Annotated in this window: 12 protein-coding genes and 2 rRNA genes; 9 read left to right on the top strand and 5 right to left on the bottom strand. The window is 44.4% G+C overall.

Annotation, left to right across the window (positions count from 1 at the left end):
- The first annotated feature begins 46 nt into the window (after positions 1-46).
- On the top strand, positions 47-1,786 hold the full coding sequence (ggt, locus tag L5L77_RS01425) for a gamma-glutamyltransferase (RefSeq protein WP_263221900.1): 1,740 nt from the start codon (positions 47-49) through the stop codon (positions 1,784-1,786).
- 701 nt (positions 1,787-2,487) lie between these two features.
- Here the strand turns inward: ggt and L5L77_RS01420 are convergent.
- Positions 2,488-3,255, bottom strand: a complete 768-nt coding sequence (locus L5L77_RS01420; protein WP_263163044.1) for a hypothetical protein — start codon at positions 3,253-3,255, stop codon at positions 2,488-2,490.
- Positions 3,256-3,682: 427 nt separating this feature from the next.
- Positions 3,683-4,660, bottom strand: a complete 978-nt coding sequence (locus L5L77_RS01415; RefSeq protein WP_263163047.1) for a transposase — start codon at positions 4,658-4,660, stop codon at positions 3,683-3,685.
- A 590-nt stretch (positions 4,661-5,250) separates the two neighbouring features.
- On the opposite strand from L5L77_RS01415, the gene L5L77_RS01410 reads away from it, so the two are divergent.
- From L5L77_RS01410 to L5L77_RS01385, 6 genes are all read left to right on the top strand, one after another.
- A complete protein-coding gene (locus L5L77_RS01410) occupies positions 5,251-7,455 on the top strand; it encodes a M3 family metallopeptidase (RefSeq protein ID WP_263221897.1) in 2,205 nt (734 codons plus the stop codon).
- A 164-nt stretch (positions 7,456-7,619) separates the two neighbouring features.
- The gene (locus L5L77_RS01405; protein WP_263221895.1) at positions 7,620-8,546 is read left to right on the top strand and encodes a hypothetical protein; all 927 of its coding nucleotides are present in this window, start codon (positions 7,620-7,622) and stop codon (positions 8,544-8,546) included.
- Positions 8,536-9,012: a hypothetical protein gene (locus L5L77_RS01400; RefSeq protein ID WP_263221893.1), complete on the top strand. Its 477-nt coding sequence runs from the start codon at positions 8,536-8,538 to the stop codon at positions 9,010-9,012. Before L5L77_RS01405 ends, L5L77_RS01400 begins: the two co-directional genes overlap by 11 nt.
- Positions 9,013-9,166: 154 nt before the next feature.
- Positions 9,167-9,622, top strand: a complete 456-nt coding sequence (locus tag L5L77_RS01395; RefSeq protein ID WP_263221891.1) for a hypothetical protein — start codon at positions 9,167-9,169, stop codon at positions 9,620-9,622.
- 330 nt (positions 9,623-9,952) lie between these two features.
- Positions 9,953-10,402, top strand: a complete 450-nt coding sequence (locus L5L77_RS01390) for an acetyltransferase (RefSeq protein WP_263221888.1) — start codon at positions 9,953-9,955, stop codon at positions 10,400-10,402.
- The gene (locus L5L77_RS01385; protein ID WP_263221886.1) at positions 10,403-10,786 is read left to right on the top strand and encodes a GCN5 family acetyltransferase; all 384 of its coding nucleotides are present in this window, start codon (positions 10,403-10,405) and stop codon (positions 10,784-10,786) included.
- 213 nt (positions 10,787-10,999) lie between these two features.
- Here the strand turns inward: L5L77_RS01385 and L5L77_RS01380 are convergent, their stop codons facing one another.
- Complete coding sequence (locus L5L77_RS01380; RefSeq protein WP_263221883.1) at positions 11,000-13,144, bottom strand: M3 family metallopeptidase; 2,145 nt, start codon at positions 13,142-13,144, stop codon at positions 11,000-11,002.
- 707 nt (positions 13,145-13,851) lie between these two features.
- Between L5L77_RS01380 and L5L77_RS01375 the strand changes: the two genes are divergently transcribed.
- Together L5L77_RS01375 and L5L77_RS01370 are read left to right on the top strand one after the other, a co-directional pair.
- Complete coding sequence (locus L5L77_RS01375) at positions 13,852-15,897, top strand: bifunctional 2',3'-cyclic-nucleotide 2'-phosphodiesterase/3'-nucleotidase (protein WP_263221880.1); 2,046 nt, start codon at positions 13,852-13,854, stop codon at positions 15,895-15,897.
- A 207-nt stretch (positions 15,898-16,104) separates the two neighbouring features.
- Entirely contained in the window at positions 16,105-16,854 is a 750-nt protein-coding gene (locus L5L77_RS01370; RefSeq protein ID WP_263221878.1) for a DUF2057 domain-containing protein, read from the top strand.
- Between the two features lie 545 nt (positions 16,855-17,399).
- On the opposite strand, the gene rrf is transcribed toward L5L77_RS01370, so the two are convergent.
- Positions 17,400-17,515: ribosomal RNA gene (rrf, locus tag L5L77_RS01365) — 5S ribosomal RNA — on the bottom strand.
- 189 nt (positions 17,516-17,704) lie between these two features.
- Positions 17,705-17,880 (bottom strand): 23S ribosomal RNA (locus tag L5L77_RS01360); the annotation flags it as partial.

Raw genomic sequence — 17,880 nt, 5'->3', positions numbered from 1 at the left:
CTCGGCACATTGCATAGCCATAATTAAAATAAATTCAGGATTGAGTATGCGTCCAACAAGACCTTTTAGACCTCTTATTCTCGCCATTGCGATGGCGCTTCCCTTACTATCATCTCCCAGTCTGCTTGCCGATGAATCGCCAATTTTCAGCCAGATGGCCACCGCACAACCTGTGTGGGCTAAGCATGGCATGGTCGCAAGCCAAGAAACTCTCGCCAGTCGCACCGGCGTTGAGATCCTAAAGCAAGGCGGTAATGCGGTTGACGCCGCCGTGGCTGTCGCCTTCAGTTTGGCAGTCACCTTACCCCGTGCTGGCAATATCGGCGGCGGTGGTTTTATGCTGGTGCATATTGCCAAAGAAAACAAAACCATCGCTATCGATTACCGTGAAATGGCGCCGTCTAAAGCCAAGAAAAACATTTTCCTCGACGAAAATGGCGACGCAGTTGAAAAACTAAGCCGCGAACACGGTCTTGCCGTGGGTGTGCCAGGTACTGTGATGGGCATGAGCTTAGCCCTTGAAAAATATGGCACTATGACACTCGCCCAAGTCGCCGCGCCCGCGATTAAAATGGCGCAGGAAGGCATTAGCGTAACGCCAGATCTTGCCCAATCCCTTGCAGGCCTCAAACGCCGCATGACCCAATGGCCAACCACGGCCGCTATCTTCTACAAAGCTGACGGCAGTGACTATCAAGTGGATGATATTCTTAAACAACCTGAACTTGCCCATTCGTTAAGTCTTATCGCTGAAAAAGGCACCAAAGGATTCTACGAAGGTGAAACCGCCACTAAGCTCATCAATGCGGTGAAAGAAGCTGGCGGCATTATGACCTTAGACGACCTTAAAAATTATAAGGTTGTGGAACGTGAACCCGTGCGCGGCGAATACCGCGGTTACCAAGTTGTGTCTATGCCACCGCCATCATCGGGCGGTGTACACATCATCGAAATGCTCAACGTATTGCAGCAATTCCCGATAGACAAACTCGGTCACAATACCGCGCAGACGATTCATCTGATGGCAGAAACCATGAAGTACGCCTATAGCGATCGCAGCGAATACTTAGGCGATCCCGACTTTTATAAGGTACCCGTCAAAGCCTTAACCAGTAAGGACTACGCCCAAAAAATCGCCAGCCAAATTGCGATGAATAAGGCAACACCGAGCGCTGAAATCAAGCCCGGCAAGCTCGCGCCCTATGAGAGCGATCAAACCACTCACTTCTCGGTAGTCGATAAATGGGGTAATGCAGTTTCAAATACTTACACCTTAAACTTCAGCTATGGCTCAGGTTTAGTGGCGAAGGGAACAGGGATTCTGCTCAATAACGAGATGGATGATTTCTCGGCCAAACCCGGCGTGCCAAACGGCTACGGTTTAGTCGGCGGTGATGCCAATGCGGTCGAGGGCAATAAGCGCCCACTCAGTTCAATGAGCCCAACAATAGTGATGAAGGATGGCAAACCCTTCCTCGTCACTGGCAGTCCAGGTGGTTCGCGCATTATCACCACCACACTGCAGATCATCATGAATGTTATTGATCATGGATTGAATATCGCGGAAGCCAGTAATGCGGCGCGGGTTCATCATCAATGGCAACCCGATGAATTGCGAGTCGAGTCCAGCTTTAATCGCGATACCATTTCCCTGCTCGAAGCCAAAGGACACAAAGTGAAAGTACAATCCGCTATGGGCAGTACGCAATCAATCATGGTGACCGAACAAGGGATTTTTGGCGCCTCTGATCCGCGTCACTCAGGTAGCGAAGCCATCGGCTACTAGCATCCCCATGATGCCGATTTTAGTGAAAGAAATGAGTTAATGAGATAAGTGGAAGAGAAGAGATGACCTATTCGATATAGGTCATAAACCCTGAGTAAAGCTTGTCCTTCCGCTCAACGAATGCACACTCTCGCTTAAAAAAGCCCTGCTATAAATCACTGTATAAGCAGGGCTTTTTATTGTGTGGAAAAGTTATTGTGCTAATTTGCATTGTTTTTTACTTTAGTGACGCTGCAACTGAATCATGAAATATCATACTAAACACCACTCACTTCAAGACAAAACATGTAGGTGAATTGTACTGGGTGGCCAGTTATTTCTATCGTTGGGACACTTGCGTTGGCTGGTATCCACTCATATAGGCTTGCCATGGCATTCACTCATCGACGCGCAGCCAGTCCGTCCGTGGATGCTCGACCGCCCCATCCATGGGGCGGACGGTCGTCTCGCTAATCACCATGGCTCACCTTTTTGGCACTAGTGTAACCTGTCTGTATGAAGGAGATACCCAGCACGCTTTTGGACATTTCCGAGTTAAAGACTTAATTTTAACTCGTCAGTTTCGGATTAAGATTTCTATGGGTAACGCCCGGTTAAGGGGCTGACAACGCTAAACACTGAACCTAAAATAACAGCCGTAATCACAAATGCTGATTTGAACAAAAACCGCCACGCGTTGGCAGTCCCTCTTAAACCGTTTGTTATACATTTGTGCTCGCAACTTGCACGAAACCATCACAGAAGCCTGATCCATTAGTTAGTTTGGGTAGAACTGTTTTCTCACTCTGAATTTGTCTAAAGATCTGATTTGACGTGTTATGACACATTTTGAGCATTTGCCCTGCTAACGTATCCTTATCTTTGTCTGACGCATAACAAAGCTTTACCTGATGGTGTAGATAACTCGATTTAAAATAGGGTTTAATACGCTTGTTAAATTCTGGTAATGAATCTTTTTCGCTATCAACAATGATAGCGAGCATTTCTTTACCTGTATCAAATGGAAATCGTAAAAAGTTGGTGATTACAAGATGCCAACCTATAAGCTCAGGGTTTATGTGAGGTTGCGGGTTTACAATAATGAACGAGCCAAGGTGAACAAAAGGAACACCTTCGGTACCCACATACTGCGAAACTTTTCCTGTCACTTGGTAACAAGTACAAATGCTAATTTTCTGACCATTGTATTCGCGAGAATTGGTGTCAACACTAATGATGTAATCGTATTCTTCCAGTAACATTGTATCTACATCAAATGCTGCGAACTCACTATGTCCTTGAACACTGCTTAAAACTTTCGGCTTGCCTGAAGCCCTTTCATAACTGCGCTCAACACGAATCGTACTAGGATCTGCCTCAGGAATTATTAAGCCGTCTCGTAGAGGGTCATACGTAAACGAAATCTTATTTACATTTTTATTCACTTGAAACGTAACTCTTTCGTCTCGTGTTTTCTTTTCTGTGCTCAATTACTAATTTCTCCGTTAATGCATAACGTCTTAGTATTTATGCGCTGCGCTGTTTGCAGGGCATAAATCGCTTGAACGCTCGCAGAAAGCGTTGCGCTTGTTAGGTGCGTGCATGATTGAAAAACCGTTCTGCTTGCTTAGCTAAACTTGGTAGTTGACCAAAATCAGTTACGATACTTGAAGTAAAATCAGGCTGAAGTAAAATCAGGCCACCCATAATAAAACTACATAATGTACTCTGCGTTTAGGTTCAAGCAACGGAAAGCCACATGAGTAGCGAAAAAGGCTGATAAGGTATGGGATAAATGGATGATGTTTAGCTAAATCGGGCTATTTGATTGAAAAAAGGTAATTTTTTGCAAGAATGATCCAAGCCATTGTCTGGTTGGCCATTTTGAAAGGTAAAGTCGATGAAATAGGCTTGAGATCAACCCGTTTTGAGGTAGTGGCAGCATTTAGCAAAGTGCCGACGTCGCTTCTCTAAGTGTTCGCAGTAAGTGGTGAGTTCTTGCAAAGTACCCACTGGGCCATGAAATAATTTACCAAACTCAGTGGTTAGCTTAAGCCAGTTATCTTGGGTAATATCTAAACTTGTTAGCAACTTAGCATTCATTTCACTGATTGAGCCGCGTTTATCCGCTCGAATAATCCGCCCTGTATCCTCAAGTAACTGAAGATAATCCTTGAGCACAAACGCAATACCATTGGGCTGGTTACCGTGCTCATTGCCAATGAAAGGCAATAGTCTGTTCGGTTGCTCCCCCTTTATCGCCGCCTGAATACGTAGCTGAATACTAGTATGGTCTGATTTTTCTGGCGTATCAGCCATCTTGGCTCTGATGGGATTCAAATCCACGTAGGCCATGCAGGTTAAAACGGCAGTTTCATCGAGCAAGGCTTGCGATTTAAAACGCCCTTCCCAGAAACGACCTGTACAGTTATCTTCTTGATTTGCTTGCCTTGCAATCGGTTCGTTTAAGCAGCGCATGAACCAACTGATGTCACATAAACGGCTTCGATATGTCGCGATAGAATGCCTTAATCTATTAACCTCATAAGCGTCAACCAGTTCACCTTCAGCAAACTTACGCGTTAATTCATCGCCTTTAAACAGTTTATGCCATTGTTCAAGCACTTCTATGTCACTCCAGCGATTCGCCGTCTCGATATCAATGCGTAACACCACATGCAGATGATTCGACATCACCGCAAAGGCCGCCACATCAATAGCAAAAACCGCCTCAAGTTCAAACAGTAACGACTCAACCCAAGCTCGGCGATGGTCATAGTTTTTACCTGAATAAGCATCATCCCCACATAAAAATGCCCGCCGAACAACACGGCTACAGCAATGATAAAAGGGAGTGTCTTCAAGACTAATCTGAGTTCTACGAGGGCGCGGCATAAAAACCTCCTTGTTGAATGCTTAATCAAAGCATAGTCGGAGGTTAACTACTGCACCATTGAGGCTGGGTGTCTCCGTTCAGGCCTTATACACTGCGGCATAACCCAGCTGGACGCACTCAGTAATGCCAAGGATAACGCTCGACGCACGCGAGCATGTTGAATACCAGATTGAGACATAGAAGATCCTATTATTGTTATTCGTGTTTTAGGACCGTACTGCAAGAGACGGTTGAAAATGGATTAAGCTGGTTTAGTGCAACGTGTGGCTTACGCCTGTCATCTGCGACGTGTTTGCGGCTATTATCTTCGACTACAGCCTTGACCAATGATGTTGCCAAGAAAGCGCACCGAGACCCGATAACAAGCCTCAGCCAGTTTGCCATATTATTTTGCTTAAAAGCCTGAAACAAAACATTTGTTACAAACTAAACACAAAATCGATGGAACCCCTAGTCCGATACATGTTAAACAGTCACATTAAGATAAATTAATGGTTTTAGCCGCGCGTAGACTTCAATTTTTGCTGAAATCCATGGCCATCATCAAACAATCACCCATAACAATAATCGACCTAACGGGGAACAAATAATGAAGGGACTAACCCTTAAACCGCAAGCCCGCACGGCTAAGCTCACGCTAAGTGCCATCGCTTTAGCCTTAACTTTGGGCGCTTGTAGCACACAACAACCCGAAGCCAGTGTTCAAGCCAACGCGGCACCCAATGCCGTGTCAGCGCAAATTATCAGTCAGAATGCGACCAATCCATTCTTCAAGCCCTATGATACGTTTATGGAAATTCCGGCCTTTGATAAGATCAAGCCAGAGCATTTCCTCCCAGCCTTTAAGGCGGGCGTAGCTCAGCAACACGAGCAAATTCAAGCGATTGTTGATAATAAAGCCAAACCCACCTTCGCCAATACCATTGAAGCCATGGAGTTTTCTGGCGATCTAGTGACCCGCGTTTCTAACGTCTTCTTTAACCTGACAGGCGCCGATACTACGCCAGCATTGCAAGCACTCTCCAAAGAAGTGTCGCCTATGTTATCGTCCGCCGAAGACGATATCCTGCTCAATGACAAACTGTTTCAAAAAGTCAAAGCCGTTCACGACGCGAAAGACAGCCTAAAACTCAGCACTGCACAAGCCAAATTGTTGGAAGATACCTATAAATCTTTCACCCGTGGCGGCGCTAACTTAAGCGAGCAAGATAAAACCAAACTGCGGGCATTGAACGAAGAAATCGGTAAACTCAATTTAGCCTTTGGTGACAATCTATTAGCCGAAACCAATGCCTTCGAATTAGTGGTTGATAGCAAAGCCGATCTCGCTGGTTTACCAGAAGATGTGATTGCGACCGCCTTTGAAACCGCCAAAAAACGTGGCCATGAAGGCAAGTGGGTATTCACCACTTCTCGCCCTTCTATCACGCCATTTTTAACCTATGCTGATAACCGCCAGTTACGTGAAAAACTCTATAAAGGCTATATCGAGCGCGGTAACAACAATAACGCCAACGATAACAAGATTATCCTCGCGAAGATTGCCGCCCTGCGTGCTGAACGTGCTCAACTGATGGGCTATAAAACCCATGCCGATTTCGTGTTAGAAGAACGCACGGCTAAAACGCCAGAAAACGTCTATGGCTTACTCAACAAAGTATGGCCAGCGGCATTAGCCCAAGCCAAAAACGAAGTGGCTGATATGCAAGCCATGATTGACGCGCAGGGTGGAAAATTTAAGCTGCAAGCGTGGGACTGGGATTACTACGCCGACAAAATTCGTGTCGCTAAGTACAGCTTTAACGAGCAACAAACCCGCCCGTATTTCTCTCTCGACAGTACACTAAAAGGTGTGTTCTACACGGCTAACCGTTTATACGGTTTGACCTTTAAAGAACGTACCGACTTACCCAAATACAATGCCGAAGTTCGTACTTGGGAAGTTTACGATAAAGACGGCAAGCTGATGGCCATCTTTATGGGTGACTATTTCACCCGCGACAGCAAACGTGGCGGCGCTTGGATGAATTCCTTCCGCAAACAATACAATATGAATGGCGTTGATTCTAAACCTATTATTGTTAACGTATTGAACTACCCTCGCCCAGCGGGCAATGAGCCAGCGCTGCTGACCTTCGATGAAGCCAGCACCCTATTCCACGAATTTGGCCACGCCCTACACGGCATGTTATCGAACGTGGAATATCGCTCACAGGGCGGCACCGCCGTACCTCGCGATTACGTTGAGTTCCCATCGCAAGTAAATGAAAACTGGATGACTCAGCCAGAAGTGTTAGCCCAATTTGCCAAGCACTACAAAACCGGCGAAGTGATCCCGCAAGAGCTAGTGCAGAAAATCCAAGCGGCCAGCAAGTTCAACCAAGGCTTTGCCACCGTTGAATACATGGCGGCCACTAAGCTCGATTTAGATTGGCACACACTGACCGACACTACGCCAAAGGATGCGGCCAAGTTTGAAGCGGACTCGTTAGCGGCAATGGGACTGATTGAAGAAATTAGCCCACGCTATCGCAGCACTTACTTCTCGCATATTTTCGCAGGCGGTTATTCTGCAGGCTACTACAGCTACCTTTGGTCGGATATTTTAGGCGCGGATGCTTTCGAAGCCTTTAAAGAAAACGGCATTTTCGACAAGGCCACTGCGGACTCCTTCCGTAATAATATCCTGTCGAAAGGCGGCAGCGATGATCCTATGCTGATGTATAAAAACTTCCGCGGTAAAGAAGCCGGCATAGAGCCGCTGCTGCGTAGCCGTGGATTACTGGCCGAGTAATCGCTAATCATTTGCCAAAGGCAAAATAAACAACGGGAGCTTCGGCTCCCGTTTTCTTATAATTTTATTCAGCAACTTCTACAATAACCTATTAATTGGCTCAATATTTTAGTACTGTGTTGCCGCATATAAGGATATTTTTAAAATTATCAATGGAAATGATTATGTCTAATGCCCTACTAAGCTCTCCATTTCAAGCAAATAAAGAAAAACTGCTCACACTGCGATTACAGAACGAACTCAATACCACTCGAATATTCAAAGCTCTGGATGCTGATCCAAATACAATTGGTGCTGGAGTGGTTTTTATAGACCATGAATTTACCGTTGTAACTTTGCGCTCCTTTGAACCTATTTGCCGCAAACTTCCGATTCGATTGATATTACGCGAACCTCCCAGACATATATCTACAGTGAACTATGCTAGTGAGCTAAAAGCATCACGCCGTGAAAGCAAGCTGACTGGTGAATTGCTAAATACTGGATTGAGCTGTGGTGCTGCTGTGTTGAGTTGGATCGTTGTGCTAGGTGCGACGACTGCGATTCCGATCACTGGCGGTGCCAGTACCGCAGTCACCTATCTCGGTGTAGCTGCCGCAACTGCATCATCCTTACAATGTTTAAATGGCGCAGTACGTTCAATAGCTGAAGCCCGTTATCCAGAAGACCTAGACTGGTTAGAAGAGCAGGAATGGTATAATGCTGCAAATACTGCGTTGGATATCATTTCTCTGGGCGGCGCAGCGGCAGCAGGTGCTACAACGATTAAAATGGTACAAACCCTTAGGAAAACCACATCCAAGTCGCTAACAGAAATATTAAAGGGTTTGAGCCGCGCAGACCGAAAGCGCCTAACACTAGAAATTCAAAGGCTGAATCAACCAGGCATTAGCCAAAGCGTGCTTAAAACACTCACCAACTCTGGTAAGTTAACAACACGCTACAGCAGCCAAGCTCTCGTGAATGCCATATCGCTCAATATTAAAGATGCAGTGGGCGCCAGTTTAAGTATTAGTGGTAGTGCATACGGCGGGACAATAAAAAATTTAGCAGTAGGCATATATGAGGAGTTAAGCGTCGATGTCAGATAACTTTTTTGAGAAACATGACTTATCTATCGGCATGTTTGTCGTTGGTATTGCGGTCATCATGTTGATTTTGATTAGCGCAGGGATTGTATGTTTCCTGATGATTTTAACGTTGCAGACACTATTGGGCAAATTTACATCCGAAGTATTTGGTATCCTTTTAGTCTCGAGTGAATTAATAATGACCCTAAGCATTGTTATTCCAAACATATTAATTATACGAGGCAGACCTAAAGCCGTTAAAGCCAACCAGATAAATATCTATTTCCAGCTTATCTGTTACTTACTATTTTTATTAACGTTTCAAAACAAAAATGATTTGTTTCTCCTAATTTTTGTGATTTTACCACTATTTGCAAACTGGTTAATGTTATCGACTAAGTACCAAGCATTTCTTGCCTATCATGAAGCTCTACGCAAAGATCCAATCGGATTTCGACAAAGCATAGCAAAAAGAATGTTTGAGTAAGTACAGTGAAAGTAAAGACCACCATTATCTCGTATTAATTAAAGGCTGCTAATGTACCTATACAGCTACTAAATTAGTATAAATGCAGTGAATTCTGGTTTTAATGTCAAGGTTCACAAAATAATAATTTGTCTCTATAGGGAGCTAGACGTCAATGTCAGATATATTTTTTGAGAAACATGACTTATCTATCGGCGTATTTGTCGTTGGTATTGCAGTAATCATGTTCCTTATGTTTGGTGCGGGTGCTATCGGCCCTTTACTTTTCCTTACGATTGAAACGCTATTCGGTAAATTAACACACGAAGAGTTTGGTACCCTTTTCGCATCAAGTATAGTGATCATGACCCTGAGTATTGTTATACCAAACGTATTGATTATACGAGGTAGACCTAGAGCAGTTAAAATCAATAAAATAAACGTCTATTTTCAACTCATTTGTTACTTACTATTTTTATTAGTTCTTGAACACAAACAAACCTGGATTTTTCTTTGCTTTGTTATTTTTCCGTTATTAGCGAACTGGTTAATGTCGTCTGCTAAATATCTAACCTTCCTTGCTTTTACGAAACTCTACGCAAGGATCCAATCGTGTTTAGACAAAGCTTAGCAAAACGAATATTTAAGTAAGCACAGTAAATACAAGCTCTATTATCTGATATTAGTTTAAGTATATTTATCATTAGAAAACATTAACAACACGCCATAATATAACCAAAAAAGATAATGGGTGACGATGAGCAATTAGGCGTCGATGTCAGATAAATTTTGAAAAACATAACTTTTCTATCATAATTGTCGACAAGGTTACTGCGGATCCCGTCCGTAATCATATCCTTTTTAAAGGCGGATTCGTAAATGTTGGTACGTTTCCGCTTCACATGTTAACCCACTTTAATTCACCGCTTAGGCGACATTAAATCTTCAATAGAGTTATATGATGAATATTGAGATGGTAGAAAAAGCAGATCATCTTAGTCTGCTCGATATTTGGGAAGCATCGGTAAGAGCAACCCATGACTTTTTAGCAGAAGAAGATCTACAACAATTAAAGCCGCTGCTCCTCGAACAGTATTTTGATGCCGTTCACTTAAAGTGCGCTAAAAATGACAATGGAGAAATACTCGGATTCTGCGGCGTACATGATGGCAATATTGAAATGCTGTTCATCTCACCTGACGCGCGCGGAAAAGGTATTGGTTCCATGCTAGCGACACATGCCATTAAAGAACTAGGAGCCACAAAGGTGGATGTTAATGAGCAGAATGAGCAAGCATTAGGTTTTTACCAACATATTGGTTTTTCAGTAACGGGTCGCTCACCCGTTGATGGACAGGGTAAACCTTATCCACTGTTGCATATGGCGTTATATTCCATTGAGGGATTGTAGATGTATCCTGATTCAATCGATGAGAATAGGGTTGGAGAGTATCCAGCGAAAACAAAATCAGGCGGCGGTCATTTCTATGATCAAGTCCTAGAATATCGTGTTTGGTGTCGCCCTTGGCAAGGTGCTCCAGATGAATTTGATGGTGAAATCTACTATTACGCATTTCATACTTATAATGAAGCACTTGAATTTTCGAATGAAACTGACGGGTCTGAAGCGCCTTTAGTACTTGTTAAACAGCTTGAATGGATTGATGAACCTGAAGCTGGAAAATTCATTCATAAAACGGGTGAGCGCCTAACAGAATGGAGGATTGAGTGGCTATTAGAGAGTCAACGTAAGGAGGACACTATTGCTAACTTTATGCGTGAAAATCAAACATAAACATTTGATTAAAATAATAAAGTGGTTCAATGCTGCCTTTCACCAACATTTCAACAAACTATTTTGGAACTGTGATCGGAGCGTTATCGGTAGATTTCCCCGTCCTCTAACTTCCTGTCTTGAAAAAATGATGAATAAATCCGCCCCGACATCAATAAAAAAGGCTTGCTAGGTTTCCCTAACAAGCCTTTGGGCCTTTTTACAACGAATCGATTAGTCGACTAAACCGCGGCGCTTTAACAGTGCATCGGTTGTCGGCTTTTTACCGGTAAAGTGAATGTAATCTTGCATGAGATCTTCACTGTTACCTTTAGATAAGACTTCCTTACGGAATTTGTCACCATTATCGGCTTTTAATCCACCGTGCTCGCCCATGTAGGCAAAGGCATCGGCGGCAAACACTTCGGTCCACAAATACGCGTAATATCCAGCTGAATAACCGCCGGAGAAGGCATGGCTAAAGTAGCTCGATTTATAACGCGGGGGAATTGGCGCAAAATCGAGGCCGTGTTTAGCTAACACTTGGTGCTCAAACTTCTCTACATCGCTAATTTGAGTATCGGCGCTGATAGAGTGCCATTCCATATCTAACAAGGCAGCTGACAGATACTCAACGGTATCAAAACCTTGGCCAAACTTATTTGAGGCTAAGATTTTATCAAGCAGTGCCTTAGGAATTGGCTCACCCGTCTTGTAGTGTTTGGCATAGTTAGCAATCACAGCAGGATCGATATTCCAATCTTCGTTAACCTGGGATGGGAACTCAACAAAGTCACGTGCGGTTGATGTGCCAGCCACGCTTGGGTATTTCACCTGCGAGAATAAACCGTGAACCGCATGACCCATTTCATGGAACATAGTGGTCACTTCATCGAAGGTCATTAACGTTGGGCCATCGGCTGGCTTAGGAATATTCAGCGCGTTATAAACAACGGGCTTAGTGCCAAGCAGACCGCTTTGGGTGACGAACTCATCCATCCACGCACCGCCACCTTTGCCTTCGCGGGCATAAGGGTCAAGGTAGAATAAGCCAATAGAGCTGTTGTCTTTATCAAAGACTTCAAAGGCTAAGACATCGGGATTCCACACGGGTAAATCGGTACGCGCTTTTAAGCTGATGCCATACAGTTTATGCATCGCGAAAAACAGCCCGTCTTGCAGCACAGTATTAAACTCGAAATAAGGCTTGATGCTGCTTTCGTCGAGATCGTATTTCTCTTTACGCACTTTGTCGGCGTAATAAGCCCAATCCCAAGGTTGCAGTTCGAAATCACCGCCCGCCTTTTTGATTTCAGCTTGAATATCAGCCGCTTCCACTTTGGCACGTGCTAAGGCTTTTGGTGCTAAATCGTCGAGGATTTCATACACAGCGGCTGGGGTTTTCGCCATTTGATCGGCAACCGCATAGGATGCCCAAGTATCGAACCCCAGTAAATTGGCTTTTTTAGCCCGAATTTGCGCCATTTTAACAATCAATGGGCCATTAGTTGCAACAGCTCTGTGCGCCGAGGTTTCCCACACTTTTTGGCGCAGTTCACGGTTGCTCAGGCTAGAAAGCACAGGCTGGCGAGTCGTGTTCACTAAGGTAATCAAATAGCCCTCTTTTCCAGCAGTTTTGGCGGCAGCGGCTAAGGTGGCGATTTCGCTGTCAGATAAACCAGCTAACTGGGCTTTATCAGTCACAACAATCACATCATCTTTAAATGATTTTAAGCTGTTTTGTGAAAAGTCCGTCGCTAAGGTTGCAAGCTCGGCGTTAAAGTCGCGCATTTTAGCTTTATCTTCAGCCGACAATTTCGCACCAGCGCGAACAAACTGCTCATAGTAGTATTCAACTAAACGCTGATCTTCCGCATTTAAGCTGCTTTTTTGTTGATATACCGCTTCAACACGGGCAAATAACGTCGGATCGAGATAAATATTATCGCGATGGGCAGATAGCTTAGGTGCAAGATCTGCTTCGGTTTTCTGGAAATCATCATCAGAAATCAGACCGGCAAGATTAAAAAAGGTCCGCGACACCCGCGTTAATAATTCACCTGAGGTTTCCATCGCCAGAATGGTGTTGTCAAAACTGGCCGCTTGCTTGTTATTCACAATGGCAGCGATTTCAGCATCATGGGCTTTAATGCCTTGCTCGAAGGCAGGAGCATAATCTGCAGTATGGATAAGGTTAAATTGTGGCGCTTGATCCTGCAGTGGACTCTTGCTCAGCAACACATTGGTTGCTTGCGCTTTAGCAGCGGTTTGAGTCGCTACGGCATTTTTGGCTTCATTGGCACTGGCGGCTGGCTTGTCTGAACAAGCGCCAAGTAACAAAGCCGCGGCCACGGCTGTGGTTATAACGGACTTACGCATATTAACTCCCTTGGATGTTGCTGCCCTTTCGATTGTATTTTTAAGGTGAAAGGTGCGCGCTAACGGATTTTGGCTTTCAGTTTAAAACAGTCTGAGTCAACGAACGCTTGTTGCTACGGTCGTTAATTTCGATGAACTACCTTAACAAGTTACGCGCATTTCAGCCAAGTTTTACCCGCCCAGAGCACAGCTAATTTGTATCACTTTATGTGTATTACCCGTCTAAATAAGCCTATGCCAACGCTACGCTAAACCTAACTCACCTCAATCAAGCCAAGAGACATGCGAGCATAAGTGATCAACATTGGCTAAAATTTGATGTAAAAGAATTATTTAAAACAATTCTACTGAAGTTTTACGTCAAATATCCCCGACGTAGACAAGGGGCTGAGCAAATAAAATGCCATTCCAATAACAAATATTAATTCTTCTTAATAAACTGTTTACTGTAATTATTTAAACATTGCCGTAACAAATAAACAGGCTAAACGGCTCACTATTTAGGCAAGCAAACCTTGAGTCACAATTTGAAACAGCTTTTATCCGATTAATGTCACATTCAGATCATCAAATGTCTTTATAATTCCCGCTCGTTAACTTAGCGGCAAATTAACCTAACAGTTAAATTACGCTGAATTAACGGGATGATGGGCATGTTCTTTTACGGAGCATGCATTGGGGTCAAATAAATATAAATAGAGATAACTATGTTAAATAAGAAAATACTCGCAGTGATGATCACTGCCGCCCTTGGTGTAAGCGCCTGTAATTCTGATGACGACAAAGTCGTTCAAGCCGATTTACGGGTACTCGAAACCACAGATCTGCACACAAATATCATGGATTTCAACTACTACAGTGGCAAAAATGACCCAACTATCGGTCTAGCCCGTACTGCAAGCTTAATCCACGCTGCACGCAACGAAGCCAAAAACAGCGTACTCGTCGACAACGGCGATCTGCTGCAAGGCAGCCCAATGGGCGATTACATGGCTAAAGTTGGCCTGCAAATGGGTGATATTCATCCAGCCTATAAAGCCATGAACCTATTAGATTATGAAGTCGGTAATATCGGTAACCATGAATTTAACTATGGTTTAGATTTCTTAAATAAATCCATTAGTGGTGCAGATTTCCCTTATATCAACTCAAACGTTTATTGCGCCGACGAAAATGGTTGCTGGAATGAGGTTAAAAAAGGTGAGCATTTATTCACCCCTTATATCATCAAACAAAAAAACATCATCGACAGTGAAGGTAATAATCAAACCATTAACATTGGTTATATTGGTTTTGTGCCACCGCAAATTCTATTGTGGGATAAACAAAATCTGACGGGTAAAGTGACGGTCGAGGATATTATTGAAACCGCGAAAAAATATGTCCCCGAAATGAAAGCCAAAGGGGCCGATATCATTATCGCCATTCCTCACTCTGGCATTGGTTCAACGGAAAATCCTGGCGATCCTATGGCTGAAAATGCCACTTACGCTTTGACTTATGTTGATGGTATCAATGCGATTCTATTCGGCCACAGCCACTCTATCTTCCCTGATACTAAGTATGCCGACTTACCCAATACCGATGTCACTAAGGGCCTACTGAACGGCGTCCCAGCAGTGATGCCAGGTCGTTGGGGTGATAACTTAGGGGTTGTTGACTTTAAACTTGAACGTAGAGATGGTAAATGGCATGTCCTTAGTTCGAAAACGCAAGCTCGCCCCATATATAATGGTGCGACTAAGGAAGAGTTAGTTAGCCAAGATCCCGCAATTAAAGATGCAGTCGCAGCCGAGCACCAAGGAACCCTCGCCTTTGTGGATGAACCTATCGGCGTTGCCGCAGCCGACATGTACAGCTTCCTTACCTTAGTGCAGGACGACCCTACGGTACAAATCGTTTCCGATGCGCAAATCGCTAACGTGAAAGCGAAATTACCTGCAGCATTAAAAGGGTTGCCAGTGCTATCAGCCTCCGCCCCCTTTAAAGCGGGCGGTCGCCACGGTACAACCAGTGATGCCGATCAATTTGTGCAAGTTGATAAAGGCCCACTGACCTTCAAAAACGCCGCCGATCTGTACCTGTATCCCAATACTATGGTGGCCGTCAAAGCAACGGGCGCCGAATTGAAAGATTGGCTCGAGTGCTCAGCGAACCAGTTCAATCAAATTGACCCTGCAAAAACCACCCCACAAGGTTTAATCAATTGGGATGGTCATCCAACCTACAACTTCGACGTACTGGATGGCTTAACCTATAAAATTGATGTGACCCAACCGAGCAAGTTTGACCGCGATTGCGCCGTCGTTAATGCCAACGCAAACCGTATCGTTGATTTAAGCTATAAAGACGAAAACGGCAAAGTCATCACAGGTGAAGAATTTGCCGCGAAAGAATTTATCGTCACCTCAAATAACTACCGCGCCTTTGGGGGTAAGTTTGCTGGTACTGGTAGCGACCATGTGGTACTTGAACTGCCCGATACTAACCGTGAAGCGCTAGCTGCTTATATCACAGCGCAATCTAAGTACAACGAAACCACAGGTAAGTACGAAGCTATGGTCAATCCAAGTGCCGATTACAACTGGGATTTCAAAACCATCACTACCAACGTCACATTAGACATTCGCTTCGAAACCCAAGACAGTGACAAAGCCGCTGCCTTTATCGAAGCCAATAAACAACGTGAAATGAAGAAGATAAGCAAAGATGAACTGGGTTTCGCCGTTTATAGCATCAACCTAACCAAATAAGCGTTCAATCCCGAAATATCATGCTCAAAAAGGCTCATCGTGAGCCTTTTTTATTCCCTACCGATTAAATTAACGCTAATCTGCGCGCTATAAACAGTGTGTCGCCATTTAGTTCATCATGCTCCACACTAAAGGTTAAACCTGCTTTGTGTCGCCAAATATCTGCCTTATTATTTAGCGGCGTCCTCGCAACAACAGAGAAAGCTTATGAAATATCAATCAATCTTATGTGCCACTGCGTTAATGCTGGGCGCAGTGCAACCTGCAACGGCCGATGTTCATCTCAATCTGCCTAAAAATGCTGAAGTGCTAACGGTCAATGGCAAGCCAGCCGTAAAGAGTGGCGATCTCGTTTTAGCTGATGGGACCAATCAGATTGCCTTCCGTTATGCCGCGCAATATCGACAACAAGCTGACTCAGTACATTATCTCTCCGACGTGCTCATCGTCCGTTTTGATGCGTCAGCACAAACACTCACGCTGACACTTCCCGCCATCAACTCAGCCAGAGATGCAAAGAAATTTGATGAGTCACCTAAGCTGACACTATTAAATGCTCAAGATGAAGCCGTGGGTTTTACCAGCGATAAATTGATTAAGAATGGCATTCAACTGGGACGGGATTTCGAACACGAGATACTGCAGTACAACCTTAGCAATCATCCTGCTTCATTAAATCTCACTATGAATACCGCAACAACGCAAGCAAGCGACGCCATTGCACCCGTATTGGCAAGCCAGCCACAAATACGCCAAACAGCAGTAGTCACATCCACGAGCTTGATCGCGCCAGCTGTTATGTCGTCAGCAGCCACAGCGAACAATGATAAGGCTCAACAAACTACTCCTGCGACCACACCTAGCCAAGCTGAAATCAGTCAAATGCTGGATTACTGGTACAAACAAGCTAACGACAATACCAAAGCCAGCTTCAAAGCCAAAATCAACAAAGAGTGATGCATAGAGCACGCAAGCGTTGAAGAGGATATTTGTCCTCTAACCATCAACATTGCTTCAGCTATCTATTTCAGACCGCCAGCTTAGTGTCACTATGAGCTGGCGGCTCTATTACAGTTCATAAAATGAGAACTTAGTAAAACTTAATCTCATTAAGAAAGCGTTCAGTAAACCCATTCCCACTTCACAGCTTAATGTAATTTAAGCCTATCAACGTCCTAACCAATAAAGCCCTTTCAAAAATACTAAAACGTGCAAATTCCAGACGCAAAAAAGCCAGCTTATTCAGCTGGCTTCGTTGCATCTCAATGAGATAATTAGGCGCTTGGCGATGACCTACTTTCTTTTATCCCCGAAGGGGATACATGTGGGCGAGTCATCATTGCCTAAAATGCGCAGCATTTTGATGATGTGTCGCGCGGAGCAATGTATTGCGCAGCTGGGAACCCCGCTCAGCGGCGGGTTGACATCGAGATAAGTTTTCGCGAAGCGTAAAACACAAAAGCCCTAGCGGTTTAGGCTAGGGCTTTTGTGTTTATTTGGATGCTTGGCGATGACCTACTCTCACATGGGGAGACCCCACACTACCATCGGCGCGTTTGCGTTTCACTTCTGAGTTCGGGATGGGATCAGGTGGTTCCACAAGGCTATTGTCACCAAGCAAATTCTGTTTATTACCGTGTCCATCTCTGGCTCACGTTAATAATAATTCGGAAAGCTGATTTGCTTTGTTTGAGTTCACACTTTATCAAGTATCTGTATTCTGTCTAAGGCTTTCGTACGACCTCCATGGAAGGAGGAAGTGCTAGAAAATGTCTGGAACATTTTCAGTAAAACCCATCTGGGTTGTATGGTTAAGCCTCTCGAGTCATTAGTACATGTTAGCTCAACGCCTCACAACGCTTACACACCATGCCTATCAACGTCCTAGTCTCGAACGGCTCTTTAGAGGAATTAAATTCCTAGGGATGACTCATCTTAGGGCTCGCTTCCCGCTTAGATGCTTTCAGCGGTTATCGATTCTTC

Origin of the sequence: Shewanella sp. SM29, assembly GCF_025654245.1 — a bacterium.
GTDB lineage: Bacteria > Pseudomonadota > Gammaproteobacteria > Enterobacterales > Shewanellaceae > Shewanella > Shewanella oncorhynchi.
This window is presented reverse-complemented; position numbering and strand designations above follow the sequence as displayed.

Coding starts and splice junctions, on each gene's coding strand:
- ggt (WP_263221900.1), top strand. CDS start 47: ATGCGTCCAACAAGACCTTTTAGACCTCTTATTCTCGCCATTGCGATG.
- L5L77_RS01415 (WP_263163047.1), bottom strand. CDS start 4,660: ATGCCGCGCCCTCGTAGAACTCAGATTAGTCTTGAAGACACTCCCTTT.
- L5L77_RS01410 (WP_263221897.1), top strand. CDS start 5,251: ATGAAGGGACTAACCCTTAAACCGCAAGCCCGCACGGCTAAGCTCACG.
- L5L77_RS01405 (WP_263221895.1), top strand. CDS start 7,620: ATGTCTAATGCCCTACTAAGCTCTCCATTTCAAGCAAATAAAGAAAAA.
- L5L77_RS01400 (WP_263221893.1), top strand. CDS start 8,536: ATGTCAGATAACTTTTTTGAGAAACATGACTTATCTATCGGCATGTTT.
- L5L77_RS01395 (WP_263221891.1), top strand. CDS start 9,167: ATGTCAGATATATTTTTTGAGAAACATGACTTATCTATCGGCGTATTT.
- L5L77_RS01390 (WP_263221888.1), top strand. CDS start 9,953: ATGAATATTGAGATGGTAGAAAAAGCAGATCATCTTAGTCTGCTCGAT.
- L5L77_RS01385 (WP_263221886.1), top strand. CDS start 10,403: ATGTATCCTGATTCAATCGATGAGAATAGGGTTGGAGAGTATCCAGCG.
- L5L77_RS01380 (WP_263221883.1), bottom strand. CDS start 13,144: ATGCGTAAGTCCGTTATAACCACAGCCGTGGCCGCGGCTTTGTTACTT.
- L5L77_RS01375 (WP_263221880.1), top strand. CDS start 13,852: ATGTTAAATAAGAAAATACTCGCAGTGATGATCACTGCCGCCCTTGGT.
- L5L77_RS01370 (WP_263221878.1), top strand. CDS start 16,105: ATGAAATATCAATCAATCTTATGTGCCACTGCGTTAATGCTGGGCGCA.